11 protein-coding genes and 1 pseudogene are annotated in these 19,690 nt (G+C 58.8%); 5 read left to right on the forward strand and 7 right to left on the reverse strand.

Translation table 11 applies throughout. The features are described 5' to 3' along the window. Positions 1 to 113 precede the first annotated feature (113 nt). The 4 genes from leuA to ACW9IR_RS18645 form a co-directional block, all read right to left on the reverse strand. Positions 114 to 1,793: a 2-isopropylmalate synthase gene (gene leuA / locus ACW9IR_RS18630; protein ID WP_007916856.1), complete on the reverse strand. Its 1,680-nt coding sequence runs from the start codon at positions 1,791 to 1,793 to the stop codon at positions 114 to 116. 463 nt (positions 1,794 to 2,256) lie between these two features. Next, positions 2,257 to 3,078 (reverse strand): M23 family metallopeptidase, encoded by an 822-nt coding sequence (locus ACW9IR_RS18635; protein ID WP_102900320.1) that lies wholly within the window; start codon positions 3,076 to 3,078, stop codon positions 2,257 to 2,259. 3 nt (positions 3,079 to 3,081) lie between these two features. Then, positions 3,082 to 4,461 (reverse strand): exodeoxyribonuclease VII large subunit, encoded by a 1,380-nt coding sequence (gene xseA, locus ACW9IR_RS18640; RefSeq protein WP_016984362.1) that lies wholly within the window; start codon positions 4,459 to 4,461, stop codon positions 3,082 to 3,084. A gap of 131 nt (positions 4,462 to 4,592) precedes the next feature. Then, a complete protein-coding gene (locus tag ACW9IR_RS18645; RefSeq protein WP_457464579.1) occupies positions 4,593 to 5,480 on the reverse strand; it encodes a LysR family transcriptional regulator in 888 nt (295 codons plus the stop codon). A gap of 100 nt (positions 5,481 to 5,580) precedes the next feature. Between ACW9IR_RS18645 and ACW9IR_RS18650 the strand changes: the two genes are divergently transcribed. From ACW9IR_RS18650 to guaA, 4 genes are all read left to right on the forward strand, one after another. After that, the gene (locus ACW9IR_RS18650) at positions 5,581 to 6,348 is read left to right on the forward strand and encodes a sulfite exporter TauE/SafE family protein (protein ID WP_457464580.1); all 768 of its coding nucleotides are present in this window, start codon (positions 5,581 to 5,583) and stop codon (positions 6,346 to 6,348) included. Between the two features lie 184 nt (positions 6,349 to 6,532). Then, positions 6,533 to 7,081, forward strand: a complete 549-nt coding sequence (locus ACW9IR_RS18655) for a sugar ABC transporter ATPase (protein WP_038363001.1) — start codon at positions 6,533 to 6,535, stop codon at positions 7,079 to 7,081. Between the two features lie 116 nt (positions 7,082 to 7,197). Continuing rightward, positions 7,198 to 8,667: an IMP dehydrogenase gene (gene guaB, locus ACW9IR_RS18660; RefSeq protein WP_007916845.1), complete on the forward strand. Its 1,470-nt coding sequence runs from the start codon at positions 7,198 to 7,200 to the stop codon at positions 8,665 to 8,667. A gap of 99 nt (positions 8,668 to 8,766) precedes the next feature. Next, on the forward strand, positions 8,767 to 10,344 hold the full coding sequence (gene guaA / locus ACW9IR_RS18665) for a glutamine-hydrolyzing GMP synthase (protein WP_110718916.1): 1,578 nt from the start codon (positions 8,767 to 8,769) through the stop codon (positions 10,342 to 10,344). A gap of 189 nt (positions 10,345 to 10,533) precedes the next feature. Here the strand turns inward: guaA and ACW9IR_RS18670 are convergent, their stop codons facing one another. Beyond that, entirely contained in the window at positions 10,534 to 12,606 is a 2,073-nt protein-coding gene (locus ACW9IR_RS18670; RefSeq protein ID WP_457464583.1) for a TerD family protein, read from the reverse strand. A gap of 317 nt (positions 12,607 to 12,923) precedes the next feature. Here ACW9IR_RS18670 and ACW9IR_RS18675 point away from each other — a divergent pair. Continuing rightward, a pseudogene (locus ACW9IR_RS18675) lies at positions 12,924 to 13,178 on the forward strand (GMP synthase (glutamine-hydrolyzing)); the annotation flags it as partial. A gap of 89 nt (positions 13,179 to 13,267) precedes the next feature. Here the strand turns inward: ACW9IR_RS18675 and ACW9IR_RS18680 are convergent. Both ACW9IR_RS18680 and ACW9IR_RS18685 read right to left on the reverse strand, forming a co-directional pair. Then, complete coding sequence (locus ACW9IR_RS18680; RefSeq protein ID WP_457464585.1) at positions 13,268 to 16,372, reverse strand: membrane-targeted effector domain-containing toxin; 3,105 nt, start codon at positions 16,370 to 16,372, stop codon at positions 13,268 to 13,270. A gap of 160 nt (positions 16,373 to 16,532) precedes the next feature. Next, on the reverse strand, positions 16,533 to 19,625 hold the full coding sequence (locus tag ACW9IR_RS18685; protein ID WP_457464587.1) for a membrane-targeted effector domain-containing toxin: 3,093 nt from the start codon (positions 19,623 to 19,625) through the stop codon (positions 16,533 to 16,535). Positions 19,626 to 19,690 lie beyond the last annotated feature (65 nt).

The following is a 19,690-nucleotide window of genomic DNA, read 5'->3' on the forward strand; positions in this document are numbered from 1 at the left end:
TACATCGGGACGGCGTACATCCTGTAGGAGCTGCCGAAGGCTGCGATCTTTTGATCTTCAACAAAAAGGCCCCGGAGTTCGCACTCCGGGGCCTTTTGCATTTCAGCGGTCGATTACGCCGCTTTCGCCTCTGGCTGGCTCAGCGAGCGGTTCAGCGCGCTGAACAGGGCCTTGAAGCTGGCGGTGGTGATGTTTTCATCGATACCCACGCCGTGTACCGCACGCTCGCCATTCACACGCAGTTCGATGTACGCCGCTGCCTTGGCGTTTGTGCCCGCGCCGATCGCGTGTTCGTTGTAGTCCATGATCTCCACCGGAATCGGCAGGCCGGCGACCAGTGCTTCCAGCGCACCGTTGCCCTTGCCGCGCCAGTGCAGGTTGGTTTCACCCTGACCTTTGCTCGCCACTTCCACTTCGACGGCGCTGTTGCCGTTTTCTTCCTGCAGGCGATGGCTGACCAGCGCGTACGGGGTGTTGGCTTGCAGGTATTCGCTGATCAACAGCGAGTGGATCTGCTTGGCGGTCATCTCCAGACCCAAGCGGTCGGTTTCACGCTGCACGACCTGGCTGAACTCGATCTGCATGCGACGTGGCAGGCTGATGCCGTATTCCTGCTCCAGCAAGTAAGCGATGCCGCCCTTGCCCGACTGGCTGTTGACGCGAATCACCGCCTCGTAGCTGCGGCCAATGTCGGCCGGGTCGATCGGCAAGTACGGCACTTCCCACAGTGCATCGGGTTTCTGCTGGGAGAAGCCCTTGCGGATTGCATCCTGGTGCGAGCCGGAGAACGCGGTGTGCACCAGGTCGCCAACGTACGGGTGACGTGGGTGAACCTGAATCTGGTTGCACTCCTCAACCACTTTGCGCACGCCGTCGATGTCGGAGAAGTCCAGCTGCGGGTCGAGACCCTGGGTGTACATGTTCAATGCGACGGTGACGAGGTCGACGTTACCGGTACGCTCGCCATTGCCGAACAGGCAGCCTTCGACGCGATCAGCACCCGCCATCAGGCCCAACTCGGTAGCGGCTACGCCGGTGCCACGGTCGTTGTGGGTGTGCAGGCTGATGATCACGCTGTCACGACGGTTGATGTTGCGGCCGAACCACTCGATCTGGTCGGCGTAGACGTTCGGGGTCGCACACTCAACGGTGGCGGGCAGGTTGAGGATCATCTTGTGCTCAGGTGTCGGGTTCCACACCTCGATCACCGCGTCACAGACTTCCTTGGCAAATTCCAGCTCGGTGGCGCTGAAAGTTTCCGGCGAGTATTCGAAGGTCCATTCGGTGTCCGGCTGCATCGCGGCGTATTTGACGAACAGCTTTGCGGCATTGACCGCGATGGCCTTGATGCCGTCCTTGTCCTGGTTGAAGACGATGCGACGGAAAGACGGCGAGGTAGCGTTGTACAAGTGAACGATGGCTTTCTTCGCGCCACGGAGGGATTCGAAGGTGCGCTCGATCAGGTCTTCACGGCCCTGGGTCAGCACCTGGATGGTGGTGTCGTCCGGGATGTGGCCTTCTTCGATCAGGGTACGCACGAAGTCGAAGTCGGTTTGCGAAGCCGCCGGGAACGATGCTTCGATTTCCTTCACGCCGACTTGCACGAGGGTTTTCCAGAAGCGCAGCTTCTTCACCGCGTCCATCGGTTCGATCAGCGACTGGTTGCCGTCACGCAGGTCGGAGCTGCACCAGATCGGCGCGGTGTCGATGGTTTTCGACGGCCAGGTGCGATCCGGCAGGTTGATGACAGGAAACGCGCGGTATTTCGAAGACGGATCTTTGAGCATGCTCATCGGGAAATTCCTTATTGTCTGGGCCGAAAAGAGGCGGCCTGCCGGTGTTACGAATGTTCTGGGAAAAGCGTGGGACGAGGTGCCGCGATTCAGCCTGGCAGTCGTGCGCTGACGAGGCACAGGCTGCGGTGCTGGCGAAGCTGAATGAGGGTGTGAGAGGTTTTCATGCCTTCAACCCTAACCGCGAGGGGAGAGGATGGCAAGCAGTCGGAAAAAATTGAGAGGAATACTCGGAAAGCGGGTTTTTGCGGGATTTTATTGCGCTGGAGATCGCTGAACGTTGTGATATTTGCGCGAGGTTTGAATGGGGCGCAATCGAGGTTTATAGCAATTCAGTAACTGTTGATGTGCTTTATAAGCCGCCTTCGCGAGCAAGCTCGCTCCCACAGGGATTTGTGTTGTGAACGCAATCCAATGTGGGAGCGAGCTTGCTCGCGAAGGGGCCATCAGCCCATCAATTTTCTTAAGGCTGAAACGCACCAATGAAAATCGCCGGATCCACCCGCGCATCATTCAGGCTGACATTCCAGTGCATATGCGGGCCGGTCGCCCGGCCGGTCATGCCAACCTTGCCGACCACCGCGCCCCGCGCCAGTTGATCGCCGACTTTCACATCAATCTTCGACATGTGGCAGAACATGCTGATAAAGCCTTGGCCATGGTCGACAAACACCGTGTTGCCGTTGAAGAAATAGTTGCCAGTGAGGATTACCTTGCCCGCCGCCGGGGTCTTAATCGGCGTGCCCATCGGCACCGCGAAGTCGAGGCCGGCGTGGGGATTGCGTTCCTCACCATTAAAGAAGCGGCGCACGCCAAACTTGCTCGATAGCGGCCCGTTCACCGGTTTGTCCAACAACAGATTGCTCGGCGTGTTCGGGCTGAAGCTGCGGTAAGCCTTGATCTGTTCAGCCAGTTCACCCTCGATGCGCTTGAGGTTCGACTGATCCGGATTGACCTGCTGCTTGTTCTTCAGAGTAATGCGCTGTTCCGGGTATTTTTTGTTGCCCACGGTGAACGGCAGATTGCGCCCGCCACTGCTGATCTGCTGCGCGCCGGGTTTGACCGTCAGCGGCACACCGACGATCGCCAGCCAGTTGTTCTGCTCTTTTACCACCAGCACCGGTTTGCCCTGATACGTGGCTTTCGGCGCCTGTGCAGCCGCGCCCAGATCAACCACCGCGACGCCGCCCGGCACCGGTTTGTTCAGCAGCCGGGTGATGTAACTGTCGGCGTGGGCATTGAAGGTCAGGCACAGCAGAAACAGTGGAGCCAGAAAACGCGGCATGGATCAGTCCAGTAATGAGAGGGTGACGGGCGTCAGGTGATTGTCCTCGACGCGCACTTGCAGCTCGCCTTCGCCGAGTTTGGCTTTAAGGCGCTGGCCGGTGTGGGTTTGCGCGGCGTTGCGGATCGCATGGCCGCGCTCATCGAGCAGAATGCTGTAACCACGGCCGAGCGTTGCCAGCGGGCTGACCACATGCAGCGTCTGCATCTGGCTGTGCAATTGCAGGCGACGGTTTTTCAGGCCTTCGCGCATGGCGCGGGGCAGACGTTCGGCGAGACTGTCGAGGCGCTGACGCAACATTGCCAATTGCCGCCCCGGATGTTGCCCGGCGAGGCGGGTTTCCAGGCGGATCAGGCGTTCGCGACGGGTATTGAGATGACGCTCGAACGCCCGGCGCATGCGCATGTCCAGATCGTCCAGACGCTGCGCCTGCTGGCGCAGACGTTCGCCGGGATGACGCAGACGACGGGCCATGCCTTCCAGACGCAGGCGATCACGCATCAAACGGTCACGCATGCGCATCACCAGGCGGCGATGCAGGCTTTCGACCTGACGGATCAGATGACTGGAATCCGGGGCGAGCAATTCAGCGGCAGCGGACGGCGTTGGAGCGCGAACGTCAGCGACAAAGTCACTGATCGACACATCGGTTTCATGGCCAACGGCGCTGACAATTGGCGTCACGCAGGCATCGACGGCGCGGGCCACGGCTTCTTCGTTGAAGCACCATAGGTCTTCCAGCGAGCCGCCGCCACGGGCGAGGATCAGTGCGTCGAAACCACGGGCATCGGCCATTTTCAGGGCGCGGACTATTTGCGCGGTGGCTTCGCGGCCCTGTACGGCGGTGGGGATCAGCGTCAGTTGCACCTGCGGCGCACGGCGGCGGAACACGCTGATGATGTCGCGAATCACCGCGCCAGTTGGCGAACTGATAATGCCGATGCGTTGCGGATGTGCTGGCAACGGCACTTTGCGTTCGGCACTGAACAGACCTTCGGCGCTGAGCTTTTCCTTCAACGCATCGAAGGCCAGGCGCAGCGCGCCGTCACCGGCAGGCTCCACGGTGTCGAGAATCAGTTGATAGTCGCCACGGCCTTCGAACAGCGAAACCTTGCCACGCACCTTCACCGCCAGGCCGTCCTTCAACGCCTGACGCACCCGCGCCGCGTTCTGCCGGAACAGCGCGCAACGCACCTGCGCGCCGCTGTCCTTGAGGGTGAAATAGATGTGGCCGGACGCCGGACGGGCGAGGTTGGAGATTTCGCCTTCGACCCAGATGTTGCTGAACACGTCTTCGAGCAACACCCGCGCGCGGCCGTTGAGCTGGCTGACAGTCAGGACTTCACGGTCCAGGCCAAGTCTTGCAAAGGGATCTTTAATCATGGGGCGCAGTTTAAAGGCATTTGCCGTTGAATCACCACAAGTCCCCTGTAGGAGTGAGCCTGCTCGCGATAGCGGTGTGTCAGTCGCAGGATAGGTTGAATGCTCAACCGCTATCGCGAGCAGGCGCACTCCTACAAGGGGGTTGTGAAGGTTTCGATGAAGTGGTGAATCAGGGGTGTGGGATTCTGGCGGTAGGCGACGGCGACGGTGGTGTGGCAATCGGGATCGGTCAGCGGCAGGAATCGTACGCCGCTCGGGGCGATGTCCTGCATCGATTCCGGCAGCAGGGCGATGCCGAAACCGGCCTGAATCAGCTGCAATTGCGTGGTTTTGCGCGACATCACGCGCGCGGCTTTCGGGAAAAAACCCTGACGCATGCACAGATCGGCACACAGGTAGCTCAGTCCGCCGCGTTGCGGATGCGGAATGGAGATGAACGCCTCATCCTTCAGTTGGGCCAGGTCGACACGCTCAGCCGCGGCCAATCGATGATCCATCGGTACCGCCAGCAGCAACCGCTCAGTGAACAGCGGCACAATCTGAATCCCTTCGCGCTGGCGCAACACCGGCAGGCGCAGCAGGCCGATGTCGAGGCGTCCTTCGGCCAACTCTTCCAGTTGCGTCTCGGAAGACAACTTGCCGATGTCCAGCGTCACACCGGGTTGTTGCTGCAGATACGCACCGATTTCACCGAGCAAACGACCGCTGATCGACACGGTGCTGGAATGGCTGAGGCGCAACGTGCCGAGCTGACCGTTACCGACTTCAGTGGCCATGGCACTGGCCTTGCTCAACTCATTGAGCAGATTTCTGGCGCGCGGCAAAAACGCCTCGCCCGCCGCCGTCAGTCGAGGCTGGCGCGCCGTGCGTTCGAACAGTGGGGTTTGCAGCCGCGTCTCCATGTCCTTGATCTGCCGGCTCAGCGCCGATTGCGCAACAAACAACCGTTCGGCTGCCGAACTGAAGCTGCCGCACTCAGCGATTTCGACGAAGTAACGCAGTTGACGGGTGGAAAGCATAAGGCATGCCTTTTTGAGATGGGTAAGCGACTTTTAAGATATTAGTCGCAACCCTCGGCGCTGGCTAAAGTCATCACAGGCTTATTAAGGAAGCGCATCGATGAGCGTGGCGGGGTTGTTGAGTGAGTGGGCGTGGGGCCCCGGCGGTTGGGCGGTGATCGGGCTGGGCATCGCCCTGGCTTACATCGTGTTCGGTATCGCCGGATTCGGCACGGCGCTGGTGGCGGGGCCGATTCTGATTCTGTTCATGCCGCTGTCGAAGATCGTGCCGCTGTTGGTACTACTCGATTTCGTCGCTGCGATCGGCAACCTGCTGCCGTCGCGGCGGGATGTGGCTAAGCCCGAGTTGTTGCGGCTCTTGCCGTGCATGGCTGTCGGCTGCACGTTGGGGGTGATTTTCCTGCTCAACCTCAAGTCCGATGTGTTGCTGCTGTTGATGGGGTTGTTTATCAGCGCTTACGCGATTTACAGCCTGTGGGTGAAAGCGCGGCCGACGCAATTGTCTGCGGGGTGGGCAGTGCCGATGGGGACGGTGGGCGGATTGTTCGGCGCGCTGTTTGGCAGTGGCGGCTTTTTATATGCCATTTATCTCAACAGCCGCTTGCCGAAAGAGGCCGCCCGGGCCACGCAAAGTGCGCTGATCAGTTGCAGCACGGTGGTGCGTTTAAGTCTGTTTGCCATCGCCGGTGTGTATGCCGAGCTACCCTTGTTGATACTGGCGCTGTGTTTGTTGCCCGCGATGGCGCTAGGGCTATGGATTGGCCGGCGGTTGACCCTGCGCTTGTCGCGTGAGGCGTTTGTGCGTTTGGTGACATGGCTGGTGCTGGCGAGCGGGCTCGCGTTGATCGGGCGCTACCTCAGCACTTGACCGGATTTTGTCAGGGATTAAGCTGCCGGCCGCACTGACGCCATCGCGGGCAAGCCCGCTCCCACAGGTTTCTCTGGTGTACACAACATTTGTGACCGAACGAGATCCCTGTGGGAGCGGGCTTGCCCGCGATGGCGGCGGAGTGAGCACCGCAGAATTTCCATTTGACGTCGCAGGCTGCACCATGAATTCGCAAAGCATCATCGTCCCGAAAATCTCCACCCTGCCGGTCCACGAACCCCGGGCCCGGGCGATCGTGCGCTGGCTGGTGCGCAAGAACATCATCAAAGAAGAGCTGACCACCTGTGGCCGCACCGGTAACCGCATGGCTTACGCGATTGCCGATGGCGCCCGTGCCGTGGTCCTGCACCCGCAGGCGTTGCCGTTCGGTGAGCCGATCAACGGGCTGGAGATCGTCACCAAGCGCTGCATCTACACCCCGGCCAAAGGCTTTCTCGAAGAAGCCGGTTGCGCCGAGTGCCGTCGTGAAGTCGGCGAAGCGCTGTTCGAAAGCCTTGAAGACTGGTTCCCGGGCCGCACAGACAACTTCACTTGCCCGGAATGCGGCCATGAAGACGACATCAACGGTTTTCTGTTTTTGCAGGAATGTGCGTTTTCCAACCTCGGCTTCATCTTCAACAACTGGCTGGAGGCGGGCTTCAAGCAAAGCTTTATCGATGAGTTTGCCGATTGGCTCGATCAACCTGTCTCTTGGGTCAAGGTGGAGCTGTAGGGCCGGGGATCTCCGTATATCAGCAACATTGATATTAAGCTGAGTTTTACATTGAACAGCAGGGGGTGGATGACTATAATGGCGCGCTTCCATTTTCCCGCTCGGGAGCCCCCGCGATGCTGCGTATCAGCCAAGAAGCTCTGACATTCGACGACATTCTCTTAGTGCCTGGTTATTCCGAGGTACTTCCTAACGAAGTCAGTCTCAAGACCCGCCTTACCCGTGGCATCGAGCTGAACATTCCTCTGGTTTCTGCTGCAATGGACACCGTTACTGAAGCCCGTCTGGCAATCGCCATGGCTCAGGAAGGTGGCATCGGCATTATCCACAAGAACATGACCATCGAGCAGCAAGCTGCCGAAGTGCGTAAGGTCAAGAAGTTCGAAGCCGGCGTCGTCAAGGATCCGATCACCATCGAGGCTGATGCCACGGTTCGTGATCTGTTCGAATTGACCCGCATGCACAACATTTCCGGCGTTCCGGTTCTGCACGATGGCGACCTGGTCGGCATCGTCACTTCCCGTGACGTGCGTTTCGAAAGCCGTCTGGAAGCCACCGTCCGTGAAGTGATGACGCCCAAAGAGCGTCTGGTCACGATCAAGGAAGGCGCGAGCAAGGACGAAGCACGCGAACTGCTGCACAAGCACCGCATCGAGCGCGTGCTGATCGTCGACGACAAATTCGCCCTCAAAGGCATGATGACCGTCAACGATATCGAAAAAGCCAAAGCCTACCCGCTGGCCAGCAAGGACGATCAAGGTCGTCTGCGCGTTGGCGCCGCTGTCGGCACCGGTAAAGACACCGGTGACCGCGTTGCCGCTCTGGTCAATGCTGGCGTGGACGTGGTGGTAGTCGATACCGCGCACGGTCACTCCAAAGGCGTGATCGACCGCGTTCGCTGGGTCAAAGAGAATTTCCCTGAAGTGCAGGTGATCGGCGGCAACATCGCCACCGGCGCCGCTGCCAAGGCTCTGGCCGAAGCTGGCGCCGACGCAGTCAAGGTCGGTATCGGCCCTGGCTCGATCTGCACCACCCGTATCGTCGCCGGTGTCGGCGTCCCGCAAATCAGTGCCATCGCCAACGTCGCCGCTGCCCTTGAAGGCACCGGCGTTCCGCTGATCGCCGACGGCGGCATCCGTTTCTCCGGTGACCTGTCCAAGGCCATCGTAGCCGGTGCTTCCTGCGTGATGATGGGCTCGATGTTCGCCGGTACTGAAGAAGCACCGGGCGAAATCGAACTGTTCCAGGGCCGTTCGTACAAGGCTTATCGCGGCATGGGTTCGCTGGGCGCCATGTCCCAGGCTCAAGGTTCTTCCGACCGTTACTTCCAGGACTCCTCGGCAGGCGCCGAGAAACTCGTTCCGGAAGGCATCGAAGGCCGTGTGCCGTACAAAGGCACCCTGAGCGCGATCATTCACCAGTTGATGGGCGGTCTGCGTTCCTCGATGGGCTACACCGGTAGCGCCAACATCGAAGAAATGCGCACCAAGCCTGAATTCGTGCGGATCACCGGCGCTGGCATGGCCGAATCCCACGTGCACGACGTGCAGATCACCAAAGAAGCGCCAAACTACCGCGTAGGTTGAGCCTTCAAGCAATAAAGTAAGCAACCGGGGCTGTTTGATTCAGCCCCGAGTTGTTTCTGAATCACGACTGTTTCTGAACGACTTAGACGAGACTGAATCATGGCCCTCGATATTCACGCTCACCGCATCCTGATCCTCGACTTCGGCTCGCAATACACCCAACTGATTGCCCGCCGCGTGCGCGAAATCGGTGTGTACTGCGAACTGCACCCGTTCGACATGGACGAAGATGCGATCCGCGAATTCGCTCCTAAAGGCGTCATCCTCGCCGGCGGTCCCGAGTCCGTGCACGTCGCCGACAGCCCGCGCTGCCCGCAGGCAGTGTTCGACCTGGGCGTACCGGTCTTCGGTATCTGCTACGGCATGCAGACCATGGCCGAGCAACTGGGCGGCAAGGTTGAAGGTTCCGAACTGCGTGAGTTCGGTTACGCCCGCGTTGACGTGGTTGGCAAGAGCCGCCTGCTCGACGGCATCGAAGACCACATCGACGCTGACGGCCTGTTCGGCCTCGACGTATGGATGAGCCATGGTGACAAGGTCACCAAGATGCCGGAAGACTTCCACATTCTGGCCAGCACCCCAAGCTGCCCGATCGCCGGCATGTTCAACGACGACCGTGGCTACTACGGCGTGCAGTTCCACCCGGAAGTGACCCACACCAAACAGGGCGGTCGCATCCTGTCGCGCTTCGTTCTCGACATCTGTGGCTGTGAAGCCCTGTGGACGCCGTCGAAGATCGCTGAAGACGCCATCGCCAACATCCGCGCACAGGTCGGCACCGACAACGTGCTGCTGGGTCTGTCCGGCGGTGTTGACTCCTCGGTAGTTGCCGCGCTGCTGCACAAGGCCATCGGCGACCAACTGACCTGCGTCTTCGTCGACAATGGCCTGCTGCGTCTGCACGAAGGCGAGCAAGTGATGGCCATGTTCGCCGAGAACATGGGCGTCAAGGTGATCCGCGCCAACGCTGAAGATCAATTCCTCAACAACCTGGCCGGCGAAGCCGACCCAGAGAAGAAGCGCAAGATCATCGGTCGCACCTTCATCGACGTATTCGATGCCCAGTCGAACAAACTGGAAAACATCAAGTACCTTGCGCAGGGCACCATCTACCCTGACGTGATCGAGTCGGCTGGCGCGAAAAGCGGCAAGGCTCACGTGATCAAGTCGCACCACAACGTGGGCGGCCTGCCGGAAGAGATGAACCTGAAACTGGTCGAGCCACTGCGCGAACTGTTCAAGGACGAAGTCCGTCGTCTGGGCCTGGAGCTGGGCCTGCCGTACGACATGGTCTACCGTCACCCGTTCCCGGGCCCGGGCCTGGGCGTGCGCATCCTCGGTGAAGTGAAGAAGGAATATGCCGACCTGCTGCGTCGTGCCGACCACATCTTCATCGAAGAACTGCGCAAATCCGACTGGTACCACAAGGTCAGCCAAGCCTTCGTCGTGTTCCAGCCAGTGAAATCGGTTGGCGTTGTTGGCGACGGCCGTCGTTACGCTTGGGTGGTTGCCCTGCGTGCCGTGGAAACCATCGACTTCATGACCGCGCGTTGGGCTCACCTGCCTTACGAACTGCTGGAAACAGTCTCCGGCCGCATCATCAATGAAATCGAAGGCATCTCCCGCGTCACTTACGACGTATCGAGCAAGCCGCCGGCGACGATTGAGTGGGAGTGATGCCCCCGGCCTCAGGGCCGATCGGCTGAAACAAAAAATGCCTGGTGCTTATGCATCAGGCATTTTTTTTGAGTTTCTCATAGTGCTCTGGAGCGAACGGCCATTCAGTGAGGATGACTGGCATTTTTTGGTGGGAGCACCGAAGCAAGGGTCGTAGTTCTCAATCGATCGCAAACGCTGGCATACGTATCAGAGAAACCGCGATCGAATCAAATCCGTATCGAACGGCGTTATCCCTTGATCAGGTGCAAACACCGCCTCTGCCTGTTGCGGTGAGATCACTCGTTCCCCCCGTGCTCGAACATGCAAGTCGAACAGGGTTTCCAGATCCGGACGTGGTGTGTGCACTAAGGCCTGCAGCATCAGCGATACCCCACTGAGGTTGTTCCCGACGTTGTTCCAGCGCGGCGATGAAGTAAGCCCCAGGTCGGCCCAAATCATGCGTCGTTCCTGCAAGTCCATCACGAAAGGCAGGCAAATCACGGTGTCGGATGCGATATCGATCCGGTCGAACACCGATCGCGGCTCGAATACTTCACCCGACATCGTGTCGGCGCGGGCCATCCAGCCCGCGAAGCATTCTGGAAGATCGCAGTACGGTTGCTCGGTGTATGAGTTGATGGACGTGACTACGTAGCGAATACCCTGTTCGATCAGGACATCAATATCGAGGTCGATAAACTCCGAAGCTCCGTCGGGCGCGTCGGTGATGTCGCCGCTGTGGCAACCGCCGAAATCCTTCAGGTTGTAGTACGCGACTGTTTGTTTGAAGACGAAGTTGGTGTCGAAAAAAGCGGCGGACAAGTCGATGTCCGTGCGTTGGCTGCCATTCTTCCACCACAGAAACAGGCGAATGAAACTTGTATCAGGCATAGGCAAGCGACTGCCCCGCACCAGCGTACGTAGCGACTTCGATGAGGCACGCTGCGCCAGCGGCACCTTGTATTCGCTTAACGCGGGATCGATGAAACAGCGGCCAAGTGGCGACAGCGACGCAAAACGCACTAGGAGAGCGTTTTCGCAGATTTGGGCTGCGCGAGCCAACACCTCGGGAGTGATGGGTTCGCGGCGATCCTTGATGCCATAGACTTTGGCGAATGAGCCTTTCGGCGTGAATGCCCGTAGCGGTAGGGGGCGCGGAGCGCGTACCTGGGCCAGCAATTGCAGCAGGACCGGTGAGGACACTTGTGTCGCCACCGCCTCGAACGCCTGGAGAACCGACTCCGGTCCCGTCGTGCGCCGTAGCGCTACGTCCAGCCGTCGTGCGAACTCACCAGGACGGCTCTGTAGTATGGGCGTAAGCGCGGCGATGTCGCGCTGGGCCAGCAGTGTTTCGACACGTGAACCAAAGGTGGCTGGCGCTTCGTTGCGGCGCGCTGCCGTGATGGCGGCTAGTGCTCGTGGGTACTTATCGGCGTAGTCGCCTGGATGCAGTACTTCAGCGAGACGTTTCCAGCGTTCGGCATGGCGCATCACATCTTCTGTAGCGATGGGTATTGAGTCGAGCAGGCGCAACAACAGGCGGCGCATCGAGCGCTTCATCGTTCTGAAACGTGTCGACGCTGTCGTCAGCGATACGTCTCCGCCACTCAGGGCGACCGCGAGTCGTAGCACATCCGTCGCCGTTTCCACGTTGCGCTCCAGGAATGCGTCCACCCGTGCATCGCCGGCTGCATGCAGGATAAGTGCGCCGCCCAACTGTGCACGGATCTCTCGGAAAGGGATGTCCTCAGGCAGCAAACGGAACACATCGCGTTTGTACTCTCGGACAAACCAGAGGACATCAGCGGTTTCCTCCTCGGAGAGCGAGGTGCGCGATGACAACAGCGGTTCGAGCAGTGACTCGAACTGAGGGATGCTCCCCGGTTCGATAACCCAGGGTATGAGGTTGCCCTCAAGCAGTGGAGGTCGAGATTCTTCAGTCTTTGGTAAACGTCGAAGCGTGAGGTAATGCATGACGGCGTTTAGGTACAACTCCCCCTCTGTGGCCGTCAGAACCTGTTCTGGAAAGTCAGGATAAAACGGCCGGTGGTGCACATGAGCGCCATTCCTGCGCCGAAGCACTCCGACAATGCTACGCAGCCAGTACTTGAGTTCTGTCGCTGACAACATGCCGATTTGCTCAATCAGAGGCTCTGAAAGTACGCATCGGAACGCGGCGACTTCACGGACAGCCGATGCGACCTGAGCACGCGTGGCACCGCCAGTGCCCATAGGGACGTGAACTTTGCTACGGCGACGCAGGAACAGCTCCTGATTCATGCTTGATTTTCTCCTTGGGTCGTCGTCGTGAGCGAGCTGCAGCATCGTGTCTACAGCTGATATGAAAACGCCTGCTAGAAGCAGGCGCGGTGTGGAGAGCGGAACCCCTAGTTTCATAGGGATTAGAAGGAAGGTGTTCCATAGCCACGGCGGCATTTTACGTAAGGTTTTCGCTTTTTGTCAGGTTGTTGTTTCTCTCAACGGTAACAAGCTGCTTCACCAGAAAAAAACGGGGATGAGCGACAAGGCGCTCGTCTATAGCCCAGGCGAGTGGTGACGTTATTGGTCAAGTGTGCCTTCAAGGGCGACGAAGTTCCCACAGATTCAGTCAAGTTTTCGTAGTATTCCAGCCAGTGAAATCGGTTGGCGTTGTTGGCGACGGCCGTCGTTACGCTTGGGTGGTTGCCCTGCGTGCCGTGGAAACCATCGACTTCATGACCGCGCGTTGGGCTCACCTGCCTTACGAACTGCTGGAAACAGTCTCCGGCCGCATCATCAATGAAATCGAAGGCATCTCCCGCGTCACTTACGACGTATCGAGCAAGCCGCCGGCGACGATTGAGTGGGAGTGATCCTGCCGCGCGTCGAAGCTGGTATTGAGTGAACGAAAACCCCTGGCCCAGGCCAGGGGTTTTTCGTTTCAATCGCCGCGCGAATCCTTTCAGGTGGGTAAGCGACTTTGCAGTTTCAGGCCTATTTCTATCAGGCGCTGAGATAACGCTGCGATATCTGGAAACAATACGCCACTGATGCGCGGCATTGACTGAAGCCAGATATAAGCCTGGCCGTCCTGCGTCAGGTTCACCGGCGTTCGAACAATGCTGCCTGTACTGCCGCGCCGCACCAGCGTGTAACCGTTTTGCGATTTCTCGACGAGGTACATGCCATTGCGATGGAGCAGGCGTGCCTGCGCCGCCTCTGTCCATATCACCGGCGGCGCGTCGATTTGCAGACGCAGGTCAGCGTAAAGGTAGTCGAACGAGTTGCGGGTCGATGCACCATTGTCGAAGGGCCCGCGAGCCACCTTGACTCCCGGGTCGATGCTGACTCCTGGCACTTCCGAAGGTAAGGATTCTTCGATACGCAAACCGATACCGCCTCTGAGTTCGCTGATGCCTGGCAGGTTTCTGAAATTATTGGTGTTCTGTGCATCGATCAAGGCTACCCATTTGCCCGGTCGATTGAGGAGTGCGTCGCCCCACATGATTCTGTTTATCTGCTGAGCGTTCATCATTTGCTCCTCAATCGAGGTGAGCGGCACTTTCATTTTGGAGATCGCCGCGCAACCAAGGCCTTGAACGCGTACGCCATTTGCCTGCGCGGTCTTGACCAGTTCGAGGATGTTGAACGTCTCGCCTGGATCGGTTCCGAGACTGCCCAGATAAATCCGCAGATCCTCTGACATCTGCCCGCTCGTGTAGAAACCGTTCAGATCCATCTGGGCAAAATCGCTCAGCAGGTCACCCACGTAGAGCGTCGTGATGTGTCGTGCAAACGCTGGCATGTTGCTGATCATGAATCGCATGCTGGTGACGCGATCGAGGGTTTCTCCCACCACCAGCCCCATCGTTTTCTCGAAGACTCGATCAACGAGTTCATCGGTCGGCATCGAGTGACTGACTTCGGGTATTACCGGACGCGCAGGCAGATTGGTCCAGTCCAGCTCTGAGTAATGCTCTTTGGCTTCGTTCAGGAGTCGTGTGCGTTTTTGGCTGAAAAACAGCGTGAATTGTTCTTCGTCAGATGGATGGTCTGGGACGATGTTCGCCATATCGGCAGAATCCTGTGGCAGGTTCATTGCCCACTTTTTCAGTTTGGCCACGTCCAGCTCTCCGATTTCACCGAGGGTGGTCACCAGGCGCAGCGGACGGGCAGTGGATGGCACCGGTTCGACCAATGGCAGGCCTGGCGACGGGGTTGATGAGATGACCTGCGAGGTCAGTTCGATATCGGACGCACATGGCGTGCCCACGCACTGCCCGCCACCTTTGAGACGCAGCGCCGGCGTGCGCTCCCATTTGCCGGTTGCACTGAAACGCACTGGCAATGAATACGCGAACTGGTTGGGGTGTTCCGGATCGACGATGGCCCAGTTGCCACTGTCCCCGGAGGCGTCGAAGTACCGCACGTAGTACGCGTTGCCTTCGATCTCGATGGCATAGGGCTGAGCGTTGCCGAGTCGGTAAATGCCTTGAAACTTCCCGGACTCGGTCTCTACAGAAAAACGATCAAGCAATTCGTTGCACTGGTAGCGGGCAGGAATCTGTGGTGCGAGCAGGCCGTGCAGCGTGGGGCGGGGTGATGTCTCGATGGGGATGTCGTTGGCCATCTCGTCAGTCTCCTCGTCAGTGGTCAGCAAGGGCGCCTGATCCAGCGGTGGCAGAAATGGATCGTTGCCCGAGGTGAATTCGATCAGTCCGGCCATTTCTTCGGCTTCGGCAAACTCGACCTGCGGGCCCACCTCCAGATGCGCGCCGGTACCGATCAGGAACGGAACGTTGAACAATGCTTCAATGCCGTTGAGCACCGCGCCAAGGGTGCCGGCCTTGCGCTCGACAGCCGTCCTGCCGTTGACCGCCAGATCGATGTTCAACCCCATATTGGCGATACCGGCGCCAATCACCGGCAGTGCCAGCGGCCATCCCACGGTTGCCATCGGGCCGAATACCCTGAGACCGGCACTGAGGTAACCCATCCAGAGTTTTTTGCGCAGATCACTGTTGGAGGTCAGCGCCATGTCTGCTTCGGCAAACATGGCGCTGCGTGTCGAATCGCTTAACCAGGTGAACGCGTCACCGCTGATGGTGACGTTGCCATGGTTGATCATCCGGTGATCGCTATGACCCCAGGTGCTGACCAGGCGAGTCATCAGGTCATTGAGTTTTTCGCCCATCCGGTTGCGGTCGGCCAGGGAGAAGCGGTTCATGAAGATCTTGCGCTTATCCTCCGTATTCATCTGTTCCAGCATCCACCAGTGCAGATCCGCTTGATCTTCCATCAGCCGAAAGGGTTGCACTTCGCCGGGTAAGTAAAGGGTTTGCCGACCATTGTCCTCAACGAAACGCAGCGCATAGGTGGCGACGTGCCCATCAAGATCCAGCGCGCGTACATGAGCGCCCACCGGGTGCGAGGCTTGTAGCATTTGCAGGGTGACAGGCCAGGTCACGGAGCCGATAACCGAATCGATCACGCGCTGAAAATCTGTACCCTCAAGGTGGCCCTGTTGCAGCGCCTGTACTGCCAGACTGAGAAAATTGCACTTGGCCAGTGTCCGGAAATGCTGCGACGAGGTTTGCCAGTAAGTGGTCAGTTGCCGGGTGTAGCGGCTGCTGAAATCGATATTCCAGAACGCCTGCAGCACATCACTGCCCAGCAGTCGAATTTCATTATCCTGATTGAAGTTGTCGGCCTGCGGCCCGTCTGCGTAAAAGCCGCAGTACAGCCCCAGCAGATCGGCATTGTCCTGATCGGTGGCGCGAAAGCGCTGGATTACCAGTTGGGTGAGGGTCAACGATTCATAGGGCTTTTCCAGCAGATGTTCCCAGCCGGTGAAGGTCAGGTTGCTGCTCTGCGCGGCCCTGAATCGATGGAAATAGATACGGTCCGGATCAAGGCCCGGCAGTCCTTTGTCGATCAGCAATTGAAGGGCGACCTCACGGGCCGCCTCCAGCAGGCTGGGGCAAGCCTGCACGAGTGATGTAGCGATTGCCCTGAGGCTGGCCTTGTCAGCTGCGTTCGGCAGCAAACGGCGTTCGGGAGTGTTCATGTACTTCTCCATCCATGGGGAAAACGAGAATCAAGCATGACCGAACAGCTCAAGAGCGATGCACTGCATATGTATTGCATGCTGCAAGGCCGACGGATGGCGTTATCCCGCTGAGCAACGGCTCCCGAGGGCAGGGTAGCGGCTGTCTCGGGCCACGCTGTCAGTCCGGAAGACGGCTTTGTAATGTCAGGCCCATTTCGATCAATCGGTTAGACATTTGCTCGATGCTGGCGAACGGGACATCGTTCACTTGCGGCCATGACGGGCGGTGCAACGAAACGCTTCCATCCGCCAGTTGACTCACGCGCGTTCGCACGAGCATGCCTTGCTTGCTGCGGTGCACCACGGTGTAGGTATCGGCGATTTTTCTGAGCATGAACATGCCGCGCCTGTGCAACAGGTTCTCTAACGTATCCTCAGTCCAGTTCACCGGTTCGGCCGGTACGCGTAGACGCAGGTCAGCGCGCAGTACGTCGTTATTACCCGGTGATGCGGAGCCGTTTGGAAATGATCCACGACGCACTTCGATACCCGGATCAGCCTCGATGTCCATGGTCGTGTCCATCCCGACTTCCTCGATGCGCAACCCGATGCCACTCTTTATTTCGCTGATACCGGCAAGGCCTCTGAGCGTGTTGGTGTTTTGCGCACTGATCAGCACGATCCATTTCCGGGGGCTGTTGAGGTAGGTGTCTCCCGTCATGAGGTCGCTCGCCAGATAAGTACCGATCATCTGCTCGTCATAGGGCGATAGCGGGGACTTCATTTTGTAGCTCGCGGCGCAATCAATCCCCTGGATACGAACACCGTTTTGCCTGGCAACCTTGACCAGTTCCAATGCATTGAAGCGCCCCGCCGGATCGGTGCCCAGGCTGCTCAGGTAGGTTTGCAGATCCGCCGACAGGGTGCCGGAGGTGAAGTAGCGGTTCAATTCCACTTGAGCGAAGTCACTGAGGATCCCGCGCATGTAGAGGGTTTTTGCGTGCCTTGCCAGAGCGGGCATGTTTTCAATCATGAAGCGCATGCTGGCGATACGATCCAGGGTTTCGCCCACCACCAGCCCCGAGGCTGATTCAAAGATGCGATCCAACAGGCCGGGAATGTCCAGCGGTGCCGTGATTTCTGGCGTTGGCGGTCGCGCAGGCGAGGTAATCCATGGAAGATTGCTGAAGAATTTTCTGGCGGCGGTCTGCAGCAGTTTGCGCTTGCTCACCGCGTAGAGCTCAAAGGGGTCGGCCATGCTGAACGCGCCGGAGGCATCGGGCAGCAGTTGGGCATGGGTTTCGTTCAAGTTCAGCGCCCAGCCTTTTATCGAACGGCGCACCGTCGGCTCGATATCGTAGGCAGAGGGCACGATGCGGATCGGGCGCACGACTGTCGCGGCTGATTCGAACTCCGGTTCGACGGCCACTTCGGACGCTGGGGGTTCAAAGGTGTCGAGCGCGATATCCGGGGCACACGCCTTGCCCATGCACTGGCCGCCGCCCGAAAGGCCCAGCGATCGCATACGCTCCCACAGACCTTCGGCATTCAGGCGAATCGGTAATGAATGAACAAGCTGATTGGGTCGCTCAGGGTCAACGATTGCCCAATAGCCACCCCCACGCGAGTCGGTGAAATATTTGACGTAGTAAGGATTTTCATCAAGCAGGACGGCGTAGGGAGGATCAGCATCAAGTCGAAAAATACCTTCGAACTGTCCAGGTTCGCTTTCCGCTTGCAAACCGTCGAGCAGTTCATTGCACAGGTATTTGTGCGGAACCTGTGGCGGCGGCGCGCTGGCCGCCGGAATCAGTCTGGGGGGATCAGGTTCAGAAACGAAGACGTCGGGGCTATCCGAAACCATGATTTGCTGCGTATCGACAGGCGGCTCCGGTTCCACGGCTGACGCTGACTCGATCAGCTTCGCCATTTCCGTTGCCTCGGCCGCTTCGACCTGTACGCCTGTCTCGAGCATTGCACCGGTGCCTTTGAGGAACGGGAGATTGAACAGCGTTTCAATCCCGCTCGCCACGGCGCCAAGCACCCCGGCCTTGCGTTCGCTGGCGGTTTTGCCGTTGACCGCCTGATCGATGTTCAAGCCCATGCTGGCAATGCCGGCGCCGATCACCGGCAGCGCAACAGGCCAGCCTACAGCGGCCATCGGGCCGAACACTTTGAGGCCGGCGCTCAAATAGCCGATCCACAGTTTTTTACGCAGATCGCCGTTGGACGTCAGCGACAGGCTGGCTTCGGCGAACATTGCGTTGCGGGTGGTGTCACGTAATCCACTGAACGCATCACCACTGAGCGCCAGGTTGTGCTGATTGATCAGATGATGATCGGCGTGGCCCCAGGTGCTCACCAGCCGGTTCATCAGATCGGTGATGTTCTCGGTCATTCGCTGACGTTCGGCGAGTGGAAAGTGACTGAAGAAGTTCTGCCGCCGAGTAATTTGATTCATCTGCTCGAGCACCCACCAGTGCATGTCCGCCGGAGTTTGCTTGACGACGAATGCCAACTCTTCACCGGGCATATAGATGATTTGCCGGCCAGTGGGAGCGACGACGCGCAGGAGATTGGTGGCGACATGTCCACTGATATCGAAAGCGCGCACGTCACCGTCTACGGTGTGGCTCGATTGCATCATTGCCAGGGTCACTGGCCAGGTGACAGGCCCGATCAGCGCGCCGACGAGGCACTGGAAATCACTGTCGGTCAGTTGCTTGAGTTCAAGTGCCTGCACCGCACGGCTGAGAAAAGTGCATTTGGCCAGCGTGCGAAAATCATTGCCGTGGGTGTTCCAGAAGGCCGTCAGCTGGTTGTGGTACCGCGTGCTGAAGTCGATGTCCCAGAAGGCGTCGAGTACCTCGTTGCCGTGCAGGCGACATTCATTGCGGTGATCGAAATCTTCGGTGTCGGGGCCGTCGGTATAGAAACCGGCATAGAGATCCAGCAGGTCAGCGTTGTCCTGATCGGTGGCCCGAAAGCGATGAATCACCAGTTGTGTGAGGGTTATCGATTCGTAGGGCTTTTCGCGGATGTGCTCCCAGCCGGTAAACGAGCGGGTGCTGCTTTGCGCAGATTTGAATCGATGGAAATAAACCCGGTCCGGATCGATCCCCTTCAGGTGCTTACGCTCCAGCAATTCGCGGGCGACTTGATGCGCCTCGTCGTGAAGGCCTGGGCACATTTGAACGACTGTCGCAGCCATGGCTTTGAGAGAGGCTTTGTCTGCTGCATTCGGCAGAGGGCGCTGTTCGGGCGATTTCATGCTTTCTCCATCCTTGAGAAATGAACGCCGAGCATGGCTCAGTCGCTCAAGGGGAGTGCACTATC

The organism is Pseudomonas sp. SDT291_1_S447, assembly GCF_054070155.1.

Excerpts from the sequence above, each read along its gene's own strand:
- ACW9IR_RS18635 (WP_102900320.1), bottom strand. The coding sequence starts at position 3,078 with ATGCCGCGTTTTCTGGCTCCACTGTTTCTGCTGTGCCTGACCTTCAAT.
- leuA (WP_007916856.1), bottom strand. The coding sequence starts at position 1,793 with ATGAGCATGCTCAAAGATCCGTCTTCGAAATACCGCGCGTTTCCTGTC.
- ACW9IR_RS18685 (WP_457464587.1), bottom strand. The coding sequence starts at position 19,625 with ATGAAATCGCCCGAACAGCGCCCTCTGCCGAATGCAGCAGACAAAGCC.
- xseA (WP_016984362.1), bottom strand. The coding sequence starts at position 4,461 with ATGATTAAAGATCCCTTTGCAAGACTTGGCCTGGACCGTGAAGTCCTG.
- ACW9IR_RS18645 (WP_457464579.1), bottom strand. The coding sequence starts at position 5,480 with ATGCTTTCCACCCGTCAACTGCGTTACTTCGTCGAAATCGCTGAGTGC.
- ACW9IR_RS18680 (WP_457464585.1), bottom strand. The coding sequence starts at position 16,372 with ATGAACACTCCCGAACGCCGTTTGCTGCCGAACGCAGCTGACAAGGCC.
- ACW9IR_RS18650 (WP_457464580.1), top strand. The coding sequence starts at position 5,581 with ATGAGCGTGGCGGGGTTGTTGAGTGAGTGGGCGTGGGGCCCCGGCGGT.
- guaA (WP_110718916.1), top strand. The coding sequence starts at position 8,767 with ATGGCCCTCGATATTCACGCTCACCGCATCCTGATCCTCGACTTCGGC.
- ACW9IR_RS18670 (WP_457464583.1), bottom strand. The coding sequence starts at position 12,606 with ATGAATCAGGAGCTGTTCCTGCGTCGCCGTAGCAAAGTTCACGTCCCT.
- guaB (WP_007916845.1), top strand. The coding sequence starts at position 7,198 with ATGCTGCGTATCAGCCAAGAAGCTCTGACATTCGACGACATTCTCTTA.
- ACW9IR_RS18655 (WP_038363001.1), top strand. The coding sequence starts at position 6,533 with ATGAATTCGCAAAGCATCATCGTCCCGAAAATCTCCACCCTGCCGGTC.